Consider the following 22521-nt stretch of genomic DNA (forward strand, 5'->3'; position numbering starts at 1 on the left):
GGCGCCAGGGTGCAGGCAAGGGGAAACAGGCTCGTGATGTTTCGACGGTCGAAAAAAAAGGCCCCGCCAATCAGATTGGCGGGGCCTTCCGTGTACCAGTGACTCGCCTTACTGAGCGTCAGCGGCCGGAGCCTTTTCGCCGTGCGACAGGCTGTAGACATAGGCTGCCAGCAGGTGGACCTTGTCGTTGCCTTGCAGGTCAGCCTGGGCCGGCATCTGGCCCTGGCGACCGTAGCGGATGGTCTGCTGCAGCTGGGCGAAGCTCGAACCATAGATGAAGCCGGCCGGGTGCGTCAGGTCAGGTGCGCCCATGGCGGGCGTGCCTTTGCCAGCAGGGCCGTGGCAGGCCACGCAGTTGGCCGCGAACAGCTTCTGGCCGTTGGCCGGATCGGCCTTGGCGCCTTCCGGCAGCTTGCGACCGTGCAGGCTGGTCACCAGGTAGGAAGCCACGTCAGCCACGCCTTGCTCGCCAACAACGGCGGCCCAGCCCGGCATCACGGCGTGACGACCGCCCATGATGGTGGTCTTGATGGTCTCCGGCTCGCCGCCCCAGCGCCAGTCGGCGTCGGTCAGGTTGGGGAAACCGTAGGCACCCTTGGCGTCCGAACCGTGGCAGACCGAGCAGTTGGAAGCAAACAGGCGACCGCCCATCTTCAACGCTTGCGGGTCCTTGGCGACTTCTTCGATCGGCATGGAAGCGAACTTGGCGAAGATCGGACCGAACTTGGCGTCCGAGCGAGCCATTTCCTTTTCCCACTCGTGCACGCCGGTCCAGCCGGTCTGGCCGTTGGCGAAGGCGGTCTGCTTTTCGGTGTCCAGGTAGTTGTAGCCTGGCAGCAGGCCTTTCCAGTTGCCCAGGCCAGGGTAGAGGACCAGGTAGCCAAGGGCGAAAATGATGGTGCCGACGAACAGCATGAACCACCATTTCGGCAGCGGATTATCGTACTCCTCGATCCCGTCGAAGGAGTGGCCGACCGTCTCTTCGGTGGCTTCGCTGCGTTGGCCCTTGCGGGTCGACAGCAGCAGCCAGGTCAGGGAGAAGATCGTTCCCAGGCTGAGGACTGTGACGTACAGACTCCAGAATGTAGTCATTCTTTGTTACTCCTAGAAGCTTGCTCGACGTGCTTGATGGCTTCGGGATCATCCGCGAACGGCAGCAAGGTCGCGTCGTCGAACTCCGACTTGCGCTTGGGGCTGAATACCCACAGTGCCAGGCCGATGAAGGCCACCATCACGACGACGGTACCCAGGCCACGAATCATCCCGATATCCATCCAAATCACCGTTTGCTTTTGATGATGGTGCCCAGGCCTTGCAGATAGGCCACCAGCGCGTCCATTTCGGTCTTGCCCTTGACGGCATCCTTGGCACCGGCGATGTCTTCATCGGTGTAAGGCACGCCCAGGGTACGCAAGACTTCCATTTTCTTGGCGGTGTCTTTGCCGTCGAGCTTGTTTTCTACGAGGAACGGGTAGGCCGGCATCTTCGACTCAGGCACGACGTTGCGCGGGTTGTACAAGTGCGCACGGTGCCAGTCGTCGGAGTAGCGGCCGCCAACGCGGGCCAGGTCCGGGCCGGTACGTTTGGAACCCCACAGGAACGGGTGGTCCCAGACGCTTTCGCCGGCAACGGAGTAGTGGCCGTAGCGTTCGGTTTCGGCACGGAACGGACGGATCATCTGCGAGTGGCAGCCGACACAGCCGTTGGCGATGTAGATGTCGCGGCCTTCCAGTTCAAGGGCGGTGCGCGGCTTCATGCCCTCGACCGGCTTGTTGGTCACGTCCTGGAAGAACAGCGGAACGATCTGGGTCAGGCCGCCGATACTGACAGCGATGACCATGAAGAAGGCCAGCAGGCCGATATTCTTCTCTACTGCTTCGTGCTTCATCAGTGAGCTCCAACTACGGCGATCTTGGCGGCGGCTTCAGCTTCAGCCGGGTCAGAGGCACGAACGGTGCGATACACGTTGTAGGCCATCAACAGCATGCCGCTGGCGAAGAACGCGCCGCCCAGGGCACGCACGATGAAACCAGGATGGCTGGCTTGCAGCGCTTCGACGAACGAGTAGGTCAGGGTGCCGTCGTCGTTGATCGCACGCCACATCAGGCCCTGGGTAATACCGTTGACCCACATCGAGGCGATGTAGAGCACGGTGCCGATGGTCGCGAGCCAGAAGTGCGCGTTGATCAGGCCGGTGCTGTGCATCTGCGCACGGCCGAACAGTTTCGGGATCATGTGGTAGATGGCGCCGATGGAGATCATCGCTACCCAGCCGAGTGCACCGGCGTGTACGTGGCCGATGGTCCAGTCGGTGTAGTGGCTCAGGGAGTTGACGGTCTTGATGGCCATCATCGGGCCTTCGAAGGTCGACATGCCGTAGAACGCCAGCGATACCACCAGGAAGCGCAGAATCGGGTCGGTGCGTAGCTTATGCCAGGCGCCCGAGAGGGTCATCATGCCGTTGATCATGCCGCCCCAGCTTGGCGCCAGCAGGATGATCGACATCGCCATGCCCAGGGACTGCGCCCAGTCCGGCAGCGCGGTGTAGTGCAGGTGGTGCGGACCGGCCCAGATGTAGAGGGTGATCAGCGCCCAGAAGTGGACGATGGACAGGCGATAGGAATAGATCGGACGCTCGGCCTGCTTCGGCACGAAGTAGTACATCATCCCCAAAAAGCCGGTGGTCAGGAAGAAGCCCACGGCGTTGTGGCCGTACCACCACTGGATCATCGCGTCGGTCGCGCCCGAGTAGGCCGAATACGACTTGAAGAAGCTGACTGGCAGCGACGCGTGGTTGACGATGTGCAGCATGGCGGTCACGACGATGAAGGCACCGTAGAACCAGTTGCCGACATAGATGTGCTTGGTCTTGCGCTTGACGATGGTGCCGAAGAACACCAGACCGTAGGTCACCCAGACGATGGCCAGCAGGATAGCCAGGGGCCATTCCAGCTCGGCGTATTCCTTGGTGGTGGTGAAACCCATGGGCAAGGTCACGATCGCGCCGACGATCACCGCTTGCCAACCCCAGAAGGTGAAGGCCGCGAGGCTGTCGGAAATCAGTCGCGTCTGGCAGGTTCGCTGCACGACATAGTAAGAAGTGGCAAACAACGCACAACCACCGAAGGCGAAGATCACCAGGTTGGTGTGCAGCGGGCGCAGGCGTCCAAATGTCGTCCATGGCAGATCGAAGTTCAACTCCGGCCAGACCAGTTGCGAGGCGATGAAGACACCGAGCCCCATGCCAAGGATCCCCCAGACCACCGTCATGATGGCGAACTGGCGGACTACCTTATAGTTATAAGCAGTCGGACTGATTGCTGTGCTCATTCTAAGGTTCCACGGTTTGGGTGTTTTATTAGGATAAAAATCGGTCGCAAGTATGGAGAAAGCGGGGGGTCATTGCAACGCGCCATGACCTGGGTCAATGCTTTCCAAAGCTGATTCTGCGGCCTTTCCATGTTCTCTGTAGGGACAAAATTGGCCCACGGCAAAATGTCTCGACGAAGGAAGGAGGCGAGGGGGTCAGGTCGGTTGTAACGGGGTGTGTTCAAACACGGCGTTCGGGGGATGCCAGGCAACTGTCGCAACAGCCGGTATTCACCTGCGTTTGCGGCCTCTTGAACGAACGATTGTCGAACGCATCGGGTCGGATTGACCTGAAACCGGCAGTCGCCAGTGCACGCAAAGGCAAGCTTAGACCCGATTCCAGAGAATCGAAAGGAAGACGATGGGAGGGTGCGACAATGCGTCGCGCAGGGGAACGGAACAGCCGCATCCAGATGAATGCGGCTGTTCGTGTGGTCAGGATTTATTCGCTTTTGTGTTCAGCTTGCAGGCGTTCGGTGCTGGCGTTGTGGGACAGGCTGTAGACGTAGGCCGCGAGCAGCTGCACCTTGTCATTGCCCAGCAGCTCATTTTGCGCCGGCATGTGGCCTTGGCGTCCATGGCGAATGGTCTGCTGCAACTGGGCCAGGCTGGTGCCGTAGATGAAACCGGCCGGTTGCGTCAGGTTCGGCGCGCCCATGGCTTCGGTGCCCTGGCCATTGGCGCCATGGCAAGCGACGCAGGTGGTGTTGAACGCTTGCTGGCCGGCTTGCAGGTCGGCACCGCTGTCCGCCGGCAAGGGCAGGCCCGCCAAGTCGTGGCGCACATACGCGGCCACGTTCTTGACCCCGGCGTCCCCCAGCACTTCGCCCCAGGCCGGCATCGCCGCCATGCGGCCACCCATGATGGTCGTCTTGATGGTGTCGGCCGCGCCGCCCCAGCGCCAGTTGCTGTCGGCCAGGTTCGGGAAGCCGAAGGCACCCTTGGCGTCCGAGCCGTGGCAGACCGAGCAGTTGGAGGCGAACAGGCGACCTCCCATCTTCAAGGCTTGTGGGTCCTTGGCGACTTCCTCTACAGGCATCGCCGAGAACTTGGCGAAGATCGGCCCGAACTTGGCGTCGGCCTTGGCCATTTCCTTTTCCCATTCATGGGCGCCGGTCCAGCCGTTGTCGTAGCCGGGCAGGATGCCTTTCCAATTGCCCAGGCCCGGGTAAAGGACCAGGTAGCCAACGGAAAACACCAACGTGCCGGCGAACAACAGGAACCACCATTGCGGCAGCGGGTTGTCGTATTCCTCGATGCCGTCGAAGCTGTGGCCCATGGTCTGGTCGACGCTGCCCTTGGTCTCGCCCTTGCGGGTGCCGATCAGCAGCCACGTCAGGCCGATCAGGCTGCCAATGGTCAGTACGCAGATCCACGTACTCCAGAAAGTGGTCATGACCGGGTACTCCTTGGTGCGGGGTCTTGGGGGGTAATGTCGGCGGGCGGTTCGTCGGCGAACGGCAGCAGGCGCGCCTGGGCGAATTCCGGCCCGCGCTTGCTGCTGTACACCCACAGGATCAGGCCGATGAAGGCGATGAACACCACGACGGTGCCCAGGCCGCGGATCATGCCAGTACTCATGTCAAGAACCATGGCTCACCTCTTGCTCTTGATGGCAGTGCCGAGCACTTGCAGGTAGGCGACCAGCGCGTCCATTTCGGTCTTGCCTTTGAGCGAGGCGACACTGCCCGCGATATCGTCATCGGTGTACGGCACGCCGAGGGTGCGCATGGCGCGCAGCTTGCCTTCGGTGTGGCTGCTGTCGACTGCCTGTGTCACCAGCCATGGGTAGGCCGGCATTTTCGACTCGGGCACGACGTTACGTGGGTTGTACAAGTGCGCGCGGTGCCAGTCATCGGAGTAACGCGCGCCGACGCGGGCCAGGTCCGGTCCGGTGCGCTTGGAGCCCCACAGGAACGGGTGGTCCCAGACGCTTTCGCCAGCCACGGAGTAGTGGCCGTAGCGCTCGGTTTCGGCGCGGAACGGACGAATCATCTGCGAATGGCAGCCGACGCAGCCTTCGCGGATGTAGATATCGCGGCCTTCCAATTGCAGGGCGGTGTAGGGCTTCATGCCGTCCACCGGTTTGTTGGTCACGTCCTGGAAGAACAGCGGCACGATCTGGGTCAGGCCGCCGATGCTCACGGCCAGCACCATCAACAGCATCAGCAGGCCGACGTTTTTTTCGATTGTTTCGTGTTTCATGGCGGACTCCTCAAGCCATCTGCGCGGCAGCGGCGGCTTCGGCAGGCTGGTAGGCCCGCACGGTGCGCCAGGTGTTGTAGGCCATCAGCAGCATGCCGCTGAGGAAGATCGCCCCGCCTACCAGTCGCACGATGAAGCCAGGGTGGCTGGCCACCAGGGTTTCGACGAAGGAGTAGGTGAGCGTGCCGTCCTCGTTCACCGCACGCCACATCAGGCCTTGGGCGATGCCGTTGACCCACATCGAGGCGATGTAGAGCACGGTGCCGATGGTCGCGAGCCAGAAATGCGCGTTGATCAGGCCAATGCTGTGCATCTGCGCCCGACCGAAGACCTTCGGAATCATGTGATACAGCGCACCAATGGAAATCATCGCCACCCAGCCGAGCGCGCCGGCATGTACGTGGCCGATGGTCCAGTCGGTGTAGTGGGAGAGGGCGTTGACGGTCTTGATCGCCATCATCGGACCTTCGAAGGTCGACATGCCGTAGAACGCCAGGGACACCACCAGGAACCGCAGGATCGGGTCGCTGCGCAACTTATGCCAGGCGCCCGAGAGGGTCATCATGCCGTTGATCATGCCGCCCCAGCTTGGCGCCAGCAGGATCAGCGACATCACCATGCCCAGCGACTGTGCCCAGTCCGGCAGCGCGGTGTAGTGCAGGTGGTGTGGGCCGGCCCAGATGTACAGGGTGATCAGCGCCCAGAAGTGGACGATGGACAGGCGATAGGAGTACACCGGGCGTTCGGCCTGTTTCGGCACGAAGTAGTACATCATCCCCAGGAAGCCGGCGGTGAGGAAAAAGCCCACGGCGTTGTGGCCGTACCACCATTGCACCATTGCATCCGTGGCCCCGGCGTACACCGAGTAGGACTTGGTGAAGCTCACCGGCAGTTCCAGGTTGTTCACAATGTGCAGAATCGCCACGGTCAGGATGAACCCGCCGAAGAACCAGTTGCCGACGTAGATGTGCTTGGTGTTGCGCTTGGCCACGGTGCCGAAGAACACGATGGCGTAGGCGACCCAGACGATGGTGATCAGGATGTCGATCGGCCATTCGAGCTCGGCGTATTCCTTGGAACTGGTGTAGCCCAGCGGCAGGCTGATGGCCGCCAGCAGGATCACCAGTTGCCAGCCCCAGAAGCAGAACGCAGCGAGTTTCGGCGCGAACAGCTGGGTCTGGCAGGTGCGTTGCACTGAGTAGAACGAACTGGCGAACAGGGCGCAGCCACCGAAGGCGAAGATCACCGCGTTGGTGTGCAGCGGGCGCAGGCGGCCGAAGCTGGTCCAGGGCAAATCGAAGTTGAGCTGTGGCCAGACCAATTGGGCCGCGAGAAAAACCCCGAGCCCCATGCCGACGATGCCCCACACCACCGTCATAATGGCGAATTGGCGGACCACCTTGTAGTTGTAGGCGGTACTGATAGAAGTGTTCATGGTTCCCCATCCACGGTTCAGCCGAAGTGAGCGCCTGCGCAAGGCAAGGCGGCGTTCTTCGCCTGGAGTTATAGGCAGACTAAAAGCGAGGCAAGCATGGACAAACAGCACAAGGCCAGTATTGACGGGGATCAATGGGCGCGATGCGTGGCGGAACGTGGCTGGTTGTGGACGGCGGCGAAACCGGGCGCTGACGCCGAGTCGCCGATCCTGATCCTGGCCCATGGTGCCGGAGCACCGATGGACAGCGGTTTCATGGAGGAAATGGCCGCGCGCCTTGCCGTGCATGGCGTCAATGTGTTGCGCTTCGAGTTTCCCTACATGGCCCAGCGGCGCCTGGACGGTGGCAAGCGCCCACCCAACCCGGCCCCCAAACTGCTCGAATGCTGGCGAGAGGTGTACGCCACGGTGCGGCCTTATGTCGCGGGGCGGCTGGCCATTGGTGGCAAGTCCATGGGCGGGCGCATGGCGAGCCTGCTGGCCGATGAGTTGGGCGCCGAGGCGCTGGTCTGCCTGGGCTATCCCTTCTATGCGGTGGGCAAGCCGGAAAAACCACGGGTCGAGCATTTGGCGGCATTGAAGACCCGGACGTTGATCGTCCAGGGCGAGCGGGATGCGTTGGGGAATCGAGAGGCGGTGCAGGGCTATCCCTTGTCACCGAGCATCGAGGTGATGTGGCTCGTGGCGGGGGATCATGATCTGAAACCGCTGAAGGTTTCGGGGGTTAGCCATGAGCAGCATTTGGACGCGGCGGCGCAGGGAGTGGCTGGGTTCTTGTCTCAAGATTGATGGCGCTCGTGCGGGCCTCCTCGCGAGCAGGCTCGCTCCCCACAATTGGAATGCATTTCAATGAGCCGCCTAGAACCCCTGTGGGAGCGAGCTTGCTCGCGATAGCGGCCTGCCAGACGACAAAAAACCCGGAAGCTTTCGCTATCCGGGTTTTCAGTTGCCATTTGAAATCAGCGGTTGAACCGCTCCACCAACGAATACTGCGTGTTGGCCGTGCGGGTCAGCTCCTCGCTGAGCAGCGCCGAGCTGTGGGCCTGGCCCGAGGTCTGGTCGGCCAGTTCAGAGATGTTGCTGATGTTGCGGCTGATCTCCTCGGCTACCGAACTCTGCTCCTCGGTCGCGGCAGCGATCTGAGTGGTCATGTCGGTGATATGCGCCACCGCTTCGCTGATTCCCACCAGCGCCTGGTCGGCTTCCATGACCCGCGCCACGCCTTCTTCAGCCTGGCGGTGACCGGCGTCCATGGTCTGCACGGCATTGTTGGCGGTCTGTTGCAGCTTGGCGATCAAGGCATGGATCTGCCCGGTGGACTCGCTGGTGCGTTGGGCCAATTGACGCACTTCATCGGCGACTACGGCAAAACCGCGTCCCATCTCGCCGGCCCGGGCCGCTTCGATGGCGGCGTTGAGGGCCAGCAGGTTGGTCTGGTCGGCGATGCCCTTGATCACATCGACCACGCCACCGATTTCATCGCTGTCCCTGGCCAGCTGGGTCACGGTCTGCCCGGTTTCGCCCACCACGACCGACAGGCGCTCGATGGCCTCGCGGGTTTCCCCGGCGATGTCGCGACCGCGACCCGTGAGGCGATTGGCCTCCTGGGTGGCATCGGCGGTGCGTTGCACGTGGCTGGCGACTTCCTGGGTGGTGGCGGCCATCTGGTTGACGGCAGTGGCGACCTGTTCGGTTTCCACGCGCTGGCGTTCCAGGCCGCTGGAGCTGTTGTGCGCCAGGGTATTGGATTGCCGGGCTTGCGCATTGAGATGCTCGGCGGTGTCCTGCAAGCGGGTGAGGCAGGTTTTCAGGCGGGCCTCCTGGCTGAGGATCGACATTTCCAGGCGTGCCTGAACGCCACGGCTGTCGGTGTACATCCGCGCGATCAGCGGGTCGGAAGTGGTCTGTTCGGCCAGGCGCAACAGACGCTTGATCCCACGTTGTTGCCATTGCAAGCCCAACAGCCCCAACGGCACGGACAGCAGGGCGGCCAGGGCAAAGCCCCAGGAAGAGTCAAGGAAAGCACCGACGACGAAGCTCAACTGGCTGACGAGAATGAACGGCAGCCAGTCTTGCAGCATCGGTACCCATTTATCGCTGCTCGGAACCGCGGACTTGCCTTGGTTGATGCGTCGATAGAGTGCTTCGGCCCGGGTGATCTGCTCGGCGCTGGGCTTGACCCGTACCGACTCGTAGCCGACCACCTGGTTGCCCTCGAAAATCGGCGTGACGTAGGCGTTGACCCAGTAATGATCGCCATTCTTGCAGCGATTCTTGACGATGCCCATCCAGGGTAATCCCTGTTTCAGGGTGTTCCACATGTGTGCGAACACGGCTGACGGGACGTCGGGGTGGCGCACCAGATTGTGCGGTGCATGGATCAGCTCTTCCTTGGAAAACCCACTGATTTCAACGAACGCGTCGTTGCAGTAGGTAATCACACCCTTGGCATTGGTGGTGGAAATCAATCGCTGCTGGGCCGCGAAAGTCCTTTCGCGTTGTGTGACAGGCTGGTTGTTACGCATGGTATGTAGTCCGCAAGGCTTTGAGAGGTTGTCGGCACCGTCAGCTTTTAATTGAAATAATTCTGCCCGGCGGTATCACGCCAGCATCGGGTAGGTAAATAGGGCGAAATGAAGCAGGTTCAAGCCAAAGTGCGTGGCAATCGCGGCGCCCAGGCCGCCGAATCGGTAGGCCAGTCCATAACCGATCCCGGCCAGGCCCGACAACAACACCCAGTGCCATCCCGCGCCAGCATGCACCAGGCCGAACAACAACGAGGACAGGATCAGCGCCAGGGATTCGCCATGACGTAGAAGCTTGAAGCACCGGCTCAGGCCTCCTTGAATGTAGCCACGAAACAGCGCCTCCTCCACCAAGGTCACCAATAAAAGATTATTGAGTACCCAGAGCCAGGCCTGGTCCGGCCACTTCGGCGCCCATTCGATCATGCCCAGCAGCAGGGCCCCACCCAAGGCCAGCGTGGTGCTCAAGCATAGCCCGAGCACCGTGGCGTAGACGAACCCGCGAAACGGCCGCCGGCCGACGATCCACGGGCAGGCCAGCAGCAGCCAGAAGCCGATCAGCGGCTTGTCCTGGTTCAAATACATGGCAAACCGTGTGGCGTCATCGGTCAAACGTTGTGCTGCGATGGCCCGCCCGTTGAAAAAACCCGGCATCCAGTGCAGCGCCAGCGCGATCGCCAACACCAGGAACAAACAATGCCCGAGAAACTGCCCGACGGGCATCTTTTGTTGGCGAACCGCATACCCGGCGAACAGCAACAGCGCGATTGAGATGGCTGCAGTCCAGGTGAGATGACCATAGGCCAGGGCCATGGCATAGCCGGCCGAGAGAAGGGCCAGGTACGGCCAAGGTAGGGCGGGCATATCAAATCCTTTGAGGCGGAAAACTGTCGAGGCTTGTCGACGCCGGCGGGATTATAGGCAGACCCATACGAAAACACCGCCCAAATGAGACGGTGTTTTCGTAAGACGCTTCTTTTTATCCTGTAATTAATTGCCGTAGGACAAAGTGCAGGATCCCGCCGGCCTTGAAATATTCCACCTCGTTCAAAGTATCAATCCGGCACAGCACTTCGATCCGCTCCTGGCTGCCGTCTTCGCGGGTAATGACCACGGGCAGGTTCATGCGCGGCGTCAGCTCGGTGTCGCTCAGGCCGAGGATGTCCAGGGTTTCCTTGCCGGTGAGGTTCAGGCTCTTGCGATTCTGATCAAGCTTGAACTGCAGTGGCAATACGCCCATGCCCACCAGGTTGGAACGGTGGATGCGCTCGAAACTCTCGGCGATCACCGCCTTGACCCCGAGCAGGTTAGTGCCTTTGGCGGCCCAGTCCCGGCTCGAGCCGGTGCCGTATTCCTGTCCGGCGATCACCACCAATGGCGTGCCGGTCGCCTGGTACAACATTGCGGCATCATAGATCGACATGCGTTCGCCGTTGGGGATATAGACCGTGTTGCCGCCTTCTTCCCCGCCGAGCATCTCGTTGCGGATACGGATATTGGCAAAGGTACCTCGCATCATCACCTGGTGGTTGCCCCGTCGCGAGCCGTAGGAGTTGAAGTCCCGAGGCTCCACGCCCTGTTCGCGCAGGTAACGGCCGGCGGGGCTGTCGGCCTTGATGTTACCGGCCGGGGAGATATGGTCGGTGGTCACCGAGTCTCCCAGCAGCGCGAGCACCCGCGCGCCTTCGACATTCTTGACGGCGGGTGGTGGGCCGCCAATGTCATCAAAAAACGGTGGGTGTTGAATATAGGTCGAGTCGGCTTGCCAGACGTACGTGGCGGCTTGTGGCACTTCAATCGCTTGCCATTGTTCGTCGCCGGCGAACACGGCGGCATATTCCTTGTGGAACATGCCGGTGTCGACCTTGGCCACGGCGTCGGCGACTTCCTTGCTGCTCGGCCAGATGTCCCGAAGGTAGACAGGGTTGCCGTCGCGATCATTGCCCAGCGGTTCGCTGCTGATGTCGATGCGCACGGTGCCGGCCAGGGCGTAGGCGACGACCAGCGGCGGTGAAGCCAGCCAGTTGGTTTTCACCAGCGGATGCACACGGCCTTCGAAGTTGCGGTTGCCCGACAGCACCGACGCCACGGTCAGGTCTGCTTTCTGGATGGCTTTCTCAATCGGGTCGGGCAGGGGCCCTGAGTTGCCGATACAGGTCGTGCAACCGTAACCCACCAGGTCGAAACCGAGCTTGTCGAGGTATTCGGTCAGGCCCGCGGCGTTGTAGTAATCGGTGACCACCTTCGAGCCCGGCGCCAAGGAACTCTTGACCCAAGGCTTGCGGACCAGGCCTTTTTCCACGGCTTTTTTCGCCAGCAACCCGGCGGCCATCATCACGCTGGGGTTAGAGGTGTTGGTGCAGGACGTAATCGCCGCGATGACCACCGCGCCGTTTTTCAGCCGATGGGTCTGGCCTTCGAATTCATACTCCGCTTCACCCACCTGATCGGCGTTGCCCACCGCGACGCCTCCGCCGCCCTCGCTTTCCAGGCGACCTTCTTCCTTGCTGGTGGGTTTGACTTGCAACCCGAGGAAGTCGCTGAAGGCCTGGCCGACATTCGGCAGTGCCACTCGGTCCTGTGGACGCTTGGGGCCGGCGAGGCTGGCTTCGACGCTGCCCATGTCCAATTCCAGCGTGTCGGTGAACACCGGTTCCTGACCGGGCAGGCGCCACAGCCCCTGGGCCTTGCAATAGGCTTCCACCAGCTTGACGGTTTCCGTCGGACGGCCGGACAGGCGCAAGTAGTCCAATGTCACATCGTCCACCGGGAAGAAGCCGCAAGTGGCACCGTATTCCGGGGCCATGTTGGCAATGGTGGCGCGGTCGGCCAGGGGCAGGTCGGCCAGGCCATCGCCATAGAACTCGACGAATTTGCCCACCACGCCTTTCTTGCGCAGCATCTGCGTGACGGTCAGCACCAGGTCGGTGGCGGTGATGCCTTCACGTAGCTTGCCGACCAGTTTGAAGCCAATGACTTCGGGGATCAGCATCGACACCGGTTGGCCGAGCATTGCCGCTTCGGCCTCGATCCCGCCGACGCCCCAGCCGAGCACGCCGAGGCCGTTGATCATGGTGGTGTGGGAGTCGGTGCCCACCAGGGTGTCGGGGAAGGCGTAGGTGCGGCCGTCTTCCTCTTTGGTCCAGACGGTGCGACCCAGGTATTCGAGGTTGACCTGGTGGCAGATACCGGTGCCAGGTGGCACCACGCTGAAATTGTCGAAGGCGCTCTGGCCCCAGCGCAGGAACGCGTAGCGTTCACCGTTGCGCTGCATTTCGATGTCGACGTTCTGCTCGAATGCCTGTCGGCTGGCGAACTTGTCCACCATCACCGAGTGGTCGATCACCAGGTCAACCGGTGACAGCGGGTTGATCCGCTGGGGATCGCCGCCGGCCTTTTCCACGGCGGCGCGCATGGCGGCCAGGTCGACCACCGCGGGGACGCCGGTAAAGTCCTGCATCAGCACCCGCGCCGGGCGGTATTGGATCTCGCGGTCGGAACGACGCTCTTTCAGCCAGCCCGCCAGGGCCTTGAGGTCAGTGCCGGTGACGGTTTTTTCATCTTCCCAGCGCAGCAGGTTTTCCAGCAGCACCTTGAGGGACATGGGTAATTTGTCCAGCTCGCCCAGGCTTCGCGCTGCATCCGGCAGGCTGAAATAATGGTAGGTCCTGGCATCGACTTGCAGTGTCTTAAGGGTTTTCAGGCTATCGAGGGACGGCATTGAAATCACTCCTTTGAGTCCGCACGGCTACGGACTGACGGAACGGACAGAGCCTTTAACCTAGCCCTGTTTTGAGCGTATGACTAATCACTGGACTCTATAGGAAGGTTCGCGGTTCCGAACTCCGCTATCATGCGCCGGTTTTCGTGACAGGCTTTGCTACGGGGTTTCAATGAATACGCTTTTTATGCACTGCCGGTCGGGCTTCGAAGGCGAGGTCTGTTCCGAGATCGCCGAACATGCCGCGCGGCTCAACGTGGCCGGCTACGCCAAGGCCAAGCCGGCCAGTGCCTGCGCCGAATTTGTTTGCACGGAAGAGGATGGCGCCGAGCGGCTGATGCGCGGACAGCGTTTTGCCGAGCTGATTTTCCCGCGCCAGTGGGCCCGCGGCACGTTCATCGAGTTGCCGGAAACCGACCGCATCAGTGTCATCCTGGCCAACATGGCGGCGTTCCCGACGTGCGGCAGCCTGTGGCTGGAAGTGGTTGACACCAACGACGGCAAGGAGCTGTCGAACTTCTGCAAGAAATTCGAAGGCCCGCTGCGCAAGGCCTTGATCGGGGCCGGCAAGCTGGTGGACGACCCGCATAAGCCGCGTCTGCTGCTGACTTTCAAGAGCGGTCGCGAAGTGTTCCTCGGCCTGGCGCAAGCGGATAACTCGGCCATGTGGCCGATGGGCATCCCGCGTTTGAAGTTCCCCCGGGAAGCGCCAAGCCGCTCGACGCTCAAGCTCGAAGAGGCTTGGCATCATTTCATTCCTCGGGACCAGTGGGACGAGCGTTTGCACAGCGACATGACGGGCGTGGACCTTGGCGCCGCGCCGGGTGGCTGGACCTGGCAATTGGTCAATCGCGGCATGTTGGTCACGGCCATCGACAACGGCCCGATGGCAGAAAGCCTGATGGACACCGGCCTGGTGCAGCACTTGATGGCGGACGGTTTCACGTTCAAGCCCAAGCAGCCGGTGGACTGGATGGTCTGCGACATCGTCGAGAAGCCGGCGCGCAACGCGGCGATGCTGGAGGAGTGGATTGGCGAAGGGCATTGCCGCGAGGCCGTGGTCAACCTCAAGCTGCCGATGAAACAGCGTTACGCCGAGGTCAAGCGCCTGCTCGAACGCATCGCCGAGGGCTTCAAGGCCCGGGGCATCAAGGTCGAAATCGGCTGCAAGCAGCTGTACCACGACCGTGAAGAGGTGACGTGCCATCTGCGGCGGTTGGATACCAAGAAGCCGAAGTCCCGCTAATCCTTTGAAGCCAGTGAAATCCTCTGTGGGTGCGAGCTTGCTCGCGATAGCGGTGGGTCAGCTTGCATCAATGTTAAATGTGTCGACGCCATCGCGAGCAAGCTCGCTCCCACAGGGTGCAGTGTCGAACCAGGGGTGACCGAGCGCCGACATTGCGCGACAATGCCGGCCAGTTCCAGGAGTAGAGCATGAGTGAAATGAACGACACGCCGGTCGACGGTACGCTGGATGCCACGGGCCTCAATTGCCCGGAGCCGGTGATGATGCTGCACCAGCACATCCGCGACCTGGCCCCCGGTGGCTTGCTGAAAGTCATCGCCACCGATCCCTCGACGCGCCGCGACATCCCCAAGTTTTGCGTGTTCCTGGACCACGAACTGGTGGCCCAACAGGAGAGCGCCGGCACCTATCTCTACTGGATCCGCAAGAAGCTCGCTTAATCCGTCGAGCGGCTGAGGCGGATCTGCTTGCGCGCGCTGCGTGCCAGGCGGATCGACAGCATCAGCGCCGCGCAGCTCAAGCCTGCAATCAAGCCTTGCCATAATCCGCTCGGGCCGCTGGGGGCGCCGAGCCAGTCGGTCAGGCCCAGGGCGTAACCCACCGGCAGGCCGATGCCCCAATAGGCGAACAGGGTCAGGATCATCGTCACCCGGGTGTCCTGGTAGCCGCGCAATGCACCCGCCGCCGTGACCTGGATCGCATCGGAAAACTGGAACAGCGCCGCATACACGATCAGCATCGACGCCACTTCGATCACTCTCGGATCGGCGGTGTAGATCGCGGCGATAGGCTCGCGCAGGGCGAACATCAGGCTCGCTGACAGGCAGGCGTACGCCAGGGCCGTGCCCATGCCGACGCCTGCGGCGAAACGCGCTTCCCGGGGCTGGCTGCGCCCCAGCGCCTGGCCTACCCGTACTGTCACGGCCATGCCCAGGGAGTAGGGGATCATGAACACCAGCGAGCTGAAGTTCAGCGCGATCTGATGCCCGGCCACCACCGTGGCGCCGAGGCTGCCGATCAGCAGGGCGATCACAGCGAAAATGCTCGATTCGGCGAACACCGCGATGCCAATCGGCAGGCCGATGCCCAGCAGACGCTTGATCACCGACCATTGCGGCCAGTCGAAACGAGTGAACAAGCGGCTCGATTGATAGGCCGGGGCCCGGAATGTCCAGACCGCCATGCCCGCCGCCATGAACCACATCACGATGGCCGTGGCCCAGCCACAACCGACCCCGCCCATGGCCGGGACGCCCAGGTGTCCATAGATGAAGATGTAATTGAGCGGAATGTTCAGGCCCAATCCGCATAGCCCCAGCACCATTGCCGGTCGCGTACGACCCAAGCCGTCGCTGAAACAGCGCAGCACGTAATAGAGCGCCACCGCCGGCAGACCGGTGCCGATGCCCCGCAGGTATTCCATGCAAGGGCCGATCAGTTCCGGATCGACTTTCATGATGTGCAGGATCGGCTCGGCGCTAAACAGGGCCAGGGTCGCGATCAATCCCACCACCAGCGCCAGCCACAGCGCCTGGCGCACCAGCGGTCCGATCTCGTCGAACGTACCGGCGCCGAAGCGCTGGGCCACTTTCGGTGTGGTTGCCAGCAGCGTGCCGGTCATCAGCAGGAACACCGGCACCCAGATCGAATTACCCAGCGCCACTGCCGCCAGGTCCCGTGGGCCGACGCGGCCGGCCATCACCGCATCGACAAAACCCATGGCGGTGGTCGCCAATTGCGCCACCATGATCGGCAAGGCCAGGGCGAGCAGCGTCTTGAGCTCCAGGCGAACCCGGGCCGGGCGGGAGAGGGCGTTGGGGGTATCGATGACGGGATTCACAGGCGCAGCGTCCGAAAGATTGAACACAAGGCGGCGAATTCTACGCCTTGACGCAGTGGTCAGGAAAAAACCTGTGTTGGGGATTTGTAATCACTCTCTCTCTTGGGAGGATTTGGCGGGTGAATACCTTGTGGCGAGGGAGCTTGCTCCCGCTGGACTGCGAACCAGGCCCGATTACCTTGACGACTGCTGTGCAGCCGAACGGGAGCAAGCTCCCTCGCCACAATGAAGCAATGGGCTGGCCCATCGAGGCGAGGAACGCCTACACTGCCCATCCCGCCAAAGGAGCTCCGCCATGCTGATCGTTGCCGACGAAAATATTCCCTTGCTCGATGCGTTTTTCCAAGGCTTCGGTGAGATCCGCCGGGTGCCGGGCCGAGGGATCGATCGGTCGATGGTCGAGCACGCCGATGTGTTACTGGTGCGTTCGGTCAGCCAGGTCAATCGGGCGCTGCTGGAAGGCAGCCAGGTGCGTTTCGTTGGCACCTGCACGATCGGCACTGATCATCTGGACCTGGATTATCTGGCCGAGGCTGGTATTCGCTGGGCCAGTGCCCCGGGCTGCAACGCCCGTGGGGTGGTGGACTATGTGCTGGGCAGCCTCATGACCCTGGCGGAAATCGAAGGCGCGGATCTTGCGCAGCGAACTTTTGGCGTAATCGGCGCGGGGCAGGTGGGTGGGCGGTTGATCGAAGTGCTCAAGGGCCTGGGCTGGACTGTGAAAGTCTGCGATCCGCCTCGCCAGGCCGCGGAGGGCGGTGATTATGTGAGCCTGGAGCAGATCGTCGAGCAGTGTGATGTCATCAGCTTGCATACGCCCTTGACCCGCGATGGCGAGCAACCGACCTGGCACCTTTTTGACGAGCAACGATTGAACCGCCTCAAGCCGGGCACTTGGCTGATCAATGCCGCGCGCGGGCCGGTCATCGACAACAGCGCGTTGCGCGAGGTACTGCTGGAGCGTGAAGACCTGCAGGCCGTGTTGGATGTGTGGGAGCAGGAGCCGACGGTGGATGTCGACCTGGCCGACCTCTGCGTGATCGCCACCCCGCACATCGCCGGCTACAGCCTTGACGGTCGCCAGCGCGGCACGGCGCAGATCTACCAGGCCTTGTGCGATTTTCTTGGGCAGCCAGTCGAAGTCAGCCTGGCCGATCTGCTGCCCAGGCCCTGGCTTGGAGGCATCACCCTTGACGCCGACACCGACCCGGCCTGGGCGCTGGCGGCGCTGTGCCGGAGCGTGTACGACCCACGCCGTGACGATGCAGATTTTCGCCGCAGCCTGATCGGTACGGTGGCCGAACAGCGCAGTGCTTTTGATGCGTTGCGCAAGCATTACCCACCACGTCGGGAGATCGACAGCTTGAAGGTGCGTATCGAAGGGCAATCGGCGGCCTTGCAGCAGATCGCGACGGCGCTGGGCGCTACTGCCATTTAAGCGTGGAGTGCTCTTGTGGCGAGGGAGCTTGCTCCCGTTCGGCTGCGAAGCAGTCGTCGCTTTTCGGCGCTCGTCCAGGCAATGGGGTTGCTTCGCCCGAAGCGTCGGACCGTCCCAGCGGGAGCAAGCTCCCTCGCCACAAGAATATGCAACATCAGCAGGTATAAAAAACCCGACATCAAGGTCGGGTTCAATTGAAGACGGGCTGTATCACTTTTGTTCGGCAGGTTTGACCAGTCGTTTTTCCAGCTCGCTGCAGGCTTTCTGGATCATGTCTTCGGTGATCGGAACCTCGCGCCCTTGGGCATCGATGAACGAGCAGCCCAGGGACTGGTCCGGTTGCGTGCGGATCACTTGAATCTTGTCGTCGCTGCTGTGTTGCAAGGACATGGCCTGTCTCCTCATCAGGTTGCGTGCCTATCGTAGTGTCGCCAGGTGACCGAGCCATGACACTCCTTGAAGGTTCATGACGACAGCCCCACTCAACCAGAAACACGCATGCGTTTCCAGCCAGACGTTAGACCGATAACATCTAGGCATTAGTATCGGTGGTCATATTTAACCTGACTCATTTCGGTTCACGTTGGTTCCGCTGCGCTTCGGTGCTGTCGGCCGACCTCCTTTGTGCTCCATTATCGGACGATCTTGATGCTTTCTTCCCGACATCGCCGCGCCATACGCCTGGCCAGCGGCTTCATCGCTCCCTATCGCAAGCAGGTCGCCGGAGCGTTACTGGCCCTGATCGTCACGGCGGGTATTACATTGTCCATGGGTCAAGGGATCCGTCTGTTGGTGGACCAAGGCTTCATGACCCGTTCACCGCACCTGCTCAATCAGTCCATCGGCTTGTTCATGGTGCTGGTGCTTGGCCTGGCGATCGGTACGTTTGCACGTTTCTACCTGGTGTCATGGATTGGCGAGCGCGTGGTGGCCGATATCCGGCGGCAGGTGTTCAATCACTTGGTGTATTTGCACCCGGGCTTCTACGAGAACAACCGCAGTTCGGAAATCCAGTCACGGCTGACCGCCGACACGACCTTGCTGCAATCGGTGATCGGTTCTTCGCTGTCGTTGTTCTTGCGCAACGCCTTGATGGTGGTTGGCGGCATCGTGCTGCTGTTCATCACCAACCCCAAGCTGACCAGCATCGTGGTGATTGCCTTGCCACTGGTACTGGCGCCGATCCTGGTGTTCGGCCGCCGAGTGCGCAGTCTTTCGCGCCAGAGCCAGGATCGCATTGCTGACGTCGGCAGCTACGTTTCCGAAACCCTGGGCCAGATCAAGACCGTGCAGGCCTATAACCACCAAGTCCAGGATGAGCAGCGATTTTCCGTGACCGTGGAGCAGGCCTTCGAGACGGCCCGCAAGCGCATCGCCCAGCGTGCCTGGCTGATCACGCTGGTGATCGTGCTCGTGCTGGGGGCCGTGGGGGTGATGCTCTGGGTCGGCGGCATGGATGTGATCGCCGGGCGGATTTCCGGCGGTGAGCTGGCGGCGTTCGTGTTCTACAGCCTCATCGTCGGCAGCGCCTTCGGCACCCTGAGCGAGGTGATTGGCGAGCTGCAGCGGGCGGCCGGCGCGGCGGAGCGCATTGCCGAATTGCTGCGCTCGGAAAATATCATCCAGCCACCGGCTTTCGGTCTCGTGACCTTGCCCGAGCGGGTCCGGGGTGACCTGCGTCTCGAAGGCGTGCGTTTTTCCTATCCATCCCGGCCAGACAGCTATGCGGTCGATGGTCTCGACCTGAGTATCAAGGCGGGCGAGACCCTGGCCCTCGTCGGACCCTCCGGCGCGGGCAAGTCAACGGTGTATGACCTGCTGCTGCGCTTCTACGATCCGGCGCAAGGGCAAATCCTCATCGACGACGTGCCGTTGACCTTGGTCGATCCGCTGGACCTGCGCCGTCATTTCGCCCTGGTATCGCAAAATCCAGCGCTGTTTTTCGGCACGGTGGAAGAGAACATCCGCTACGGCAACCCGCAGGCGACGTCCGAGCAGGTGCGCGAGGCGGCGCAGATCGCCCATGCCCACGACTTCATCGAAAAGATGCCTGACGGCTACCAGACCCACCTGGGCGATGGCGGCCTCGGATTGTCCGGCGGTCAGCGCCAACGCCTGGCCATCGCCCGGGCATTGTTGGTGGATGCGCCGATCCTGCTCCTGGACGAAGCCACCAGCGCCCTCGATGCGCAAAGCGAACACCTCATCCAGCAAGCCCTGCCCAGCCTGATGAAAAACCGCACCACCCTGGTCATCGCCCACCGCCTGGCCACGGTGAAAAATGCCGACCGGATCGCCGTGATGGACCAGGGCAAAGTGGTCGCCGTGGGCACCCACCAGGAGTTGGTTGCCAGCAATGCGTTGTATGCGCGGTTGGCGGCGTTGCAGTTCAACGTTGGCTTGGATTCGGCAGCCGACTGAGCGCGCGTCCACACGAATCCCCTGTGGGAGCGAGCTTGCTCGCGATAGCGGTGGGTCAGCTTGCATCCATGTTTAAGGTGCCGACGCCATCGCGAGCAAGCTCGCTCCCACAAGGTCCAGCAACCGACCAAGTAACCGACCAAAAATGCCCGCATCTTTCGATGCGGGCATTTTTTCTTCTCAGGAACAGCGTCTCGCTAATACTCACTGATCATCAAAATACCGCTCATGCCAGTCCACCAGCGGCTGCGGCGAGTTGAGTTTCTGGCCGTAGATCACCGAATAGGACAGTACGTTCTGCACGTACTGGCGGGTTTCGTCGAAGGGAATGCTTTCGACCCAGACGTCGAAGCTCAGGTGGTCCGCGCCGCGCAGCCACTGGCGAACGCGGCCAGGCCCGGCGTTGTACGCGGCGGAGGCGAGGACGCGGTTGCCGTTGAATTGGCTGTGGACCTGGCTCAGGTAGGCCGCGCCAAGCTGGATGTTCTTGTCCGGGTTCAGGACTTGCTGGGGCGATGCCAGGGGGATGTTGAACTTGCGTGCGGTCTCCTTGGCGGTGCCAGGCATCAACTGCATGAGGCCGCTGGCACCGACACCGGAGCGGGCGTCGTCCATGAAGGCGCTTTCCTGCCGGGTGATGGCGAACGCCCAGCTCGGATGCAAGCCGCGGATCTTGGCTTCGCGCACCAGCGTGTCGCGGTGCGCCATCGGGAAGCGGATGTCCAAGTCATCCCAGTACTTGGCCTGGCTGATGGTGCGGATGGCCGGGAAATACCATTTCAAGTCGTAGGCCAGTTTTGCCTGGGCGACCATTTCGTCCCGGTTGAAATGCCGGCTGACGTGATACCACTCGCGACGCCCATCGACGATGTCGCCCCGGGCGTGAAACTCCAGCGCTCGGCGGACGCCGGGCGTATTGCGCACCTTGTTGATCAGCGCCTGGCTCATGACCAGTGGCTTGTTGGTCAGCGAGTAGGGTGATTGGGAGCGGTCGGCGGCCAGGAACCCATAGAAGTCCCGTTCGCGGGCCAGGTGTTTATAGAGTGTCAGCGCTTCGGGATTCTGCGGCTGCGCCAGTTCCAGGCTGCGGGCCTGCCAGTAGCGCCAGCGATTGGTGGAGGCCAGCGACTCGGGCAGGCGACGGGTCAGTTGATAGGCATCGTCCCAGCGGGCCAGGCGCAGCAACAGGCGCAAGCGCCATTCCGACACGGTGTCGTCCCGCAGTTCCGGATCGTATTTGGTCATGACGTCCAAGGCGCGACTGTCGAAGCGCTTGGCCAGGGTCAGGCCGATTTCCCGAGCAATGGCGACTTTCTCATCCCGGGAGAAACGCATGGTGCTGGCGTAGCCGTCCAGCAGCGTCATGGCTTTTTCCGGGTCCTGGCGCGCCAGGCGACGCAGGCCAAGGCTGACGATGTCGGACATCGGCTCATCGGCGGGCGTGAAGCGTGAAGGCTGGTTGAGCAACTCGGGCTTCTGCGCGACGTCGACCAGTAGTTTGCCCCGGGGAGCCAGGGTGGTCAGGCCGCTGACCAGACTGTTGGCCAAGGGGTAATTGCGCGCCTGGGCGGCCAGCTTGGTTCGCTCCCAGCGTTTCTGCTCGGTCAGTTGGCCTTGTGCAGCCCACACGCCAAACAGCGCATCGCAGGTGGCTGGCTGGGACTTGCCGCTGAGCCAGAGTTTTTCCGTGGCGGCGTAGCCTTCGGCCTTCTGCCCGTGTTCGAGCTGGTATTGGGCGTTGAGGCAGTCCAGTTCGGTGAAGTTGAGTTTGGGGTCGTAGTATTTGACGAAGGTCGCCCAGTCGCCCCGTTCCGCCAGCCAGCGCAACCAGCGCAGCTTCATCCAGTTGGCCTGGGGCAGGTCGCCGTGCTCGGCGAGAAATTTCTCGATTTCGGGATTGCTCGCGCTCTTGAGGCGAGCGGTCAGTTCGTCATAGGCCAGGTACGGCTCCAGCGGATAATCGCGCAGGGCCTGGCTGTAGCGAAAATACGGGCCTGAATCACCTTTGGCCAAGGCACGTTTGGCCTCATCGTAGTACTGGCGCTGGGTAGAGATATCCACCGCCTGGGCGGATTGAACGGCAGTGGCACACACAAATAAACAAGATAAGACACTGAAAAGGCGACTGCGCATGATACGTCCGGGCAGAAAAAAACATGACAAGCCCAAGGGGAAACCGAGGGTAACTGGCTGTAGCTTAGCCTTTTGCCAGCAACCGGCGAAAGCTTTGCGGGGCCGTTGGCAAAACTTCGCGACATTTGTTGTACAGAGTGCTTCGGCGACGAAATTGACGGACCTTTGAGGTCTCTTCTCAGGTAGAA

Annotated in this window: 19 protein-coding genes; 5 read left to right on the forward strand and 14 right to left on the reverse strand. The window is 61.8% G+C overall.

What is annotated here, in order from left to right:
* Positions 1–108: 108 nt before the first annotated feature.
* The 8 genes from ccoP (KSS97_RS09925) to ccoN (KSS97_RS09960) form a co-directional block, all read right to left on the reverse strand.
* Positions 109–1092 (reverse strand): cytochrome-c oxidase, cbb3-type subunit III, encoded by a 984-nt coding sequence (gene ccoP, locus KSS97_RS09925; protein WP_030140904.1) that lies wholly within the window; start codon positions 1090–1092, stop codon positions 109–111.
* Complete coding sequence (locus tag KSS97_RS09930; protein WP_003183474.1) at positions 1089–1274, reverse strand: CcoQ/FixQ family Cbb3-type cytochrome c oxidase assembly chaperone; 186 nt, start codon at positions 1272–1274, stop codon at positions 1089–1091. The genes ccoP (KSS97_RS09925) and KSS97_RS09930 overlap by 4 nt, the downstream gene beginning before the upstream one ends.
* A 5-nt stretch (positions 1275–1279) precedes the next feature.
* Positions 1280–1888, reverse strand: coding sequence for a cytochrome-c oxidase, cbb3-type subunit II (gene ccoO / locus KSS97_RS09935; protein WP_003199605.1), 609 nt, complete (start codon positions 1886–1888; stop codon positions 1280–1282).
* Positions 1888–3330: a cytochrome-c oxidase, cbb3-type subunit I gene (ccoN, locus tag KSS97_RS09940; protein ID WP_030140905.1), complete on the reverse strand. Its 1443-nt coding sequence runs from the start codon at positions 3328–3330 to the stop codon at positions 1888–1890. Before ccoN (KSS97_RS09940) ends, ccoO (KSS97_RS09935) begins: the two co-directional genes overlap by 1 nt.
* A gap of 481 nt (positions 3331–3811) precedes the next feature.
* Positions 3812–4765 (reverse strand): cytochrome-c oxidase, cbb3-type subunit III, encoded by a 954-nt coding sequence (gene ccoP, locus KSS97_RS09945; protein ID WP_198797754.1) that lies wholly within the window; start codon positions 4763–4765, stop codon positions 3812–3814.
* Positions 4762–4962 carry a cbb3-type cytochrome oxidase subunit 3 gene (locus KSS97_RS09950; RefSeq protein ID WP_217861551.1) on the reverse strand — a complete coding sequence of 67 codons (201 nt, stop codon included), beginning with the start codon at positions 4960–4962 and terminating at the stop codon, positions 4762–4764. The genes ccoP (KSS97_RS09945) and KSS97_RS09950 overlap by 4 nt, the downstream gene beginning before the upstream one ends.
* Positions 4963–4965: 3 nt before the next feature.
* Positions 4966–5574: a cytochrome-c oxidase, cbb3-type subunit II gene (gene ccoO, locus KSS97_RS09955; protein ID WP_003183469.1), complete on the reverse strand. Its 609-nt coding sequence runs from the start codon at positions 5572–5574 to the stop codon at positions 4966–4968.
* A gap of 10 nt (positions 5575–5584) precedes the next feature.
* Positions 5585–7009: a cytochrome-c oxidase, cbb3-type subunit I gene (gene ccoN, locus KSS97_RS09960; protein ID WP_030140908.1), complete on the reverse strand. Its 1425-nt coding sequence runs from the start codon at positions 7007–7009 to the stop codon at positions 5585–5587.
* Between the two features lie 96 nt (positions 7010–7105).
* Between ccoN (KSS97_RS09960) and KSS97_RS09965 the strand changes: the two genes are divergently transcribed.
* On the forward strand, positions 7106–7798 hold the full coding sequence (locus KSS97_RS09965; protein WP_030140909.1) for an alpha/beta family hydrolase: 693 nt from the start codon (positions 7106–7108) through the stop codon (positions 7796–7798).
* A gap of 170 nt (positions 7799–7968) precedes the next feature.
* Here KSS97_RS09965 and KSS97_RS09970 read toward each other — a convergent pair whose 3' ends face one another.
* The 3 genes from KSS97_RS09970 to acnA all read right to left on the reverse strand — a co-directional run bounded on the left by KSS97_RS09970 (position 7969) and on the right by acnA (position 13255).
* Entirely contained in the window at positions 7969–9534 is a 1566-nt protein-coding gene (locus tag KSS97_RS09970) for a methyl-accepting chemotaxis protein (protein WP_217861552.1), read from the reverse strand.
* Positions 9535–9609: 75 nt separating this feature from the next.
* Entirely contained in the window at positions 9610–10398 is a 789-nt protein-coding gene (locus KSS97_RS09975; RefSeq protein WP_030140911.1) for a CPBP family intramembrane glutamic endopeptidase, read from the reverse strand.
* Positions 10399–10513: 115 nt separating this feature from the next.
* Positions 10514–13255 (reverse strand): aconitate hydratase AcnA, encoded by a 2742-nt coding sequence (gene acnA, locus KSS97_RS09980; protein ID WP_217861553.1) that lies wholly within the window; start codon positions 13253–13255, stop codon positions 10514–10516.
* A gap of 172 nt (positions 13256–13427) precedes the next feature.
* On the opposite strand from acnA, the gene rlmM reads away from it, so the two are divergent.
* Both rlmM and tusA read left to right on the forward strand, forming a co-directional pair.
* Positions 13428–14501, forward strand: a complete 1074-nt coding sequence (gene rlmM / locus KSS97_RS09985; RefSeq protein ID WP_217861554.1) for a 23S rRNA (cytidine(2498)-2'-O)-methyltransferase RlmM — start codon at positions 13428–13430, stop codon at positions 14499–14501.
* 188 nt (positions 14502–14689) lie between these two features.
* A complete protein-coding gene (gene tusA, locus KSS97_RS09990; protein ID WP_030140914.1) occupies positions 14690–14941 on the forward strand; it encodes a sulfurtransferase TusA in 252 nt (83 codons plus the stop codon).
* On the opposite strand, the gene KSS97_RS09995 is transcribed toward tusA, so the two are convergent.
* The gene (locus KSS97_RS09995) at positions 14938–16341 is read right to left on the reverse strand and encodes an MATE family efflux transporter (RefSeq protein ID WP_303651406.1); all 1404 of its coding nucleotides are present in this window, start codon (positions 16339–16341) and stop codon (positions 14938–14940) included. The genes tusA and KSS97_RS09995 overlap by 4 nt on opposite strands.
* A 295-nt stretch (positions 16342–16636) precedes the next feature.
* On the opposite strand from KSS97_RS09995, the gene pdxB reads away from it, so the two are divergent.
* Positions 16637–17779, forward strand: a complete 1143-nt coding sequence (gene pdxB / locus KSS97_RS10000) for a 4-phosphoerythronate dehydrogenase PdxB (RefSeq protein WP_198797749.1) — start codon at positions 16637–16639, stop codon at positions 17777–17779.
* A gap of 210 nt (positions 17780–17989) precedes the next feature.
* On the opposite strand, the gene KSS97_RS10005 is transcribed toward pdxB, so the two are convergent.
* Positions 17990–18169 carry a PA1571 family protein gene (locus KSS97_RS10005; RefSeq protein ID WP_003199629.1) on the reverse strand — a complete coding sequence of 60 codons (180 nt, stop codon included), beginning with the start codon at positions 18167–18169 and terminating at the stop codon, positions 17990–17992.
* A gap of 258 nt (positions 18170–18427) precedes the next feature.
* Between KSS97_RS10005 and KSS97_RS10010 the strand changes: the two genes are divergently transcribed.
* Complete coding sequence (locus tag KSS97_RS10010; protein WP_030140917.1) at positions 18428–20200, forward strand: ABC transporter transmembrane domain-containing protein; 1773 nt, start codon at positions 18428–18430, stop codon at positions 20198–20200.
* Between the two features lie 204 nt (positions 20201–20404).
* On the opposite strand, the gene KSS97_RS10015 is transcribed toward KSS97_RS10010, so the two are convergent.
* Positions 20405–22333, reverse strand: a complete 1929-nt coding sequence (locus KSS97_RS10015; protein WP_030140918.1) for a transglycosylase SLT domain-containing protein — start codon at positions 22331–22333, stop codon at positions 20405–20407.
* Positions 22334–22521: the final 188 nt, after the last annotated feature.

Source organism: Pseudomonas alvandae (assembly GCF_019141525.1).
Classification (GTDB): domain Bacteria; phylum Pseudomonadota; class Gammaproteobacteria; order Pseudomonadales; family Pseudomonadaceae; genus Aquipseudomonas; species Aquipseudomonas alvandae.

Coding starts and splice junctions, on each gene's coding strand:
- tusA (WP_030140914.1), top strand. CDS start 14,690: ATGAGTGAAATGAACGACACGCCGGTCGACGGTACGCTGGATGCCACG.
- KSS97_RS10005 (WP_003199629.1), bottom strand. CDS start 18,169: ATGTCCTTGCAACACAGCAGCGACGACAAGATTCAAGTGATCCGCACG.
- KSS97_RS10015 (WP_030140918.1), bottom strand. CDS start 22,333: ATGCGCAGTCGCCTTTTCAGTGTCTTATCTTGTTTATTTGTGTGTGCC.
- rlmM (WP_217861554.1), top strand. CDS start 13,428: ATGAATACGCTTTTTATGCACTGCCGGTCGGGCTTCGAAGGCGAGGTC.
- ccoP (WP_198797754.1), bottom strand. CDS start 4,765: ATGACCACTTTCTGGAGTACGTGGATCTGCGTACTGACCATTGGCAGC.
- KSS97_RS09930 (WP_003183474.1), bottom strand. CDS start 1,274: ATGGATATCGGGATGATTCGTGGCCTGGGTACCGTCGTCGTGATGGTG.
- KSS97_RS10010 (WP_030140917.1), top strand. CDS start 18,428: ATGCTTTCTTCCCGACATCGCCGCGCCATACGCCTGGCCAGCGGCTTC.
- ccoO (WP_003183469.1), bottom strand. CDS start 5,574: ATGAAACACGAAACAATCGAAAAAAACGTCGGCCTGCTGATGCTGTTG.
- KSS97_RS09965 (WP_030140909.1), top strand. CDS start 7,106: ATGGACAAACAGCACAAGGCCAGTATTGACGGGGATCAATGGGCGCGA.
- ccoP (WP_030140904.1), bottom strand. CDS start 1,092: ATGACTACATTCTGGAGTCTGTACGTCACAGTCCTCAGCCTGGGAACG.
- ccoN (WP_030140908.1), bottom strand. CDS start 7,009: ATGAACACTTCTATCAGTACCGCCTACAACTACAAGGTGGTCCGCCAA.
- KSS97_RS09970 (WP_217861552.1), bottom strand. CDS start 9,534: ATGCGTAACAACCAGCCTGTCACACAACGCGAAAGGACTTTCGCGGCC.
- pdxB (WP_198797749.1), top strand. CDS start 16,637: ATGCTGATCGTTGCCGACGAAAATATTCCCTTGCTCGATGCGTTTTTC.
- KSS97_RS09975 (WP_030140911.1), bottom strand. CDS start 10,398: ATGCCCGCCCTACCTTGGCCGTACCTGGCCCTTCTCTCGGCCGGCTAT.
- acnA (WP_217861553.1), bottom strand. CDS start 13,255: ATGCCGTCCCTCGATAGCCTGAAAACCCTTAAGACACTGCAAGTCGAT.
- ccoO (WP_003199605.1), bottom strand. CDS start 1,888: ATGAAGCACGAAGCAGTAGAGAAGAATATCGGCCTGCTGGCCTTCTTC.
- ccoN (WP_030140905.1), bottom strand. CDS start 3,330: ATGAGCACAGCAATCAGTCCGACTGCTTATAACTATAAGGTAGTCCGC.
- KSS97_RS09950 (WP_217861551.1), bottom strand. CDS start 4,962: ATGGTTCTTGACATGAGTACTGGCATGATCCGCGGCCTGGGCACCGTC.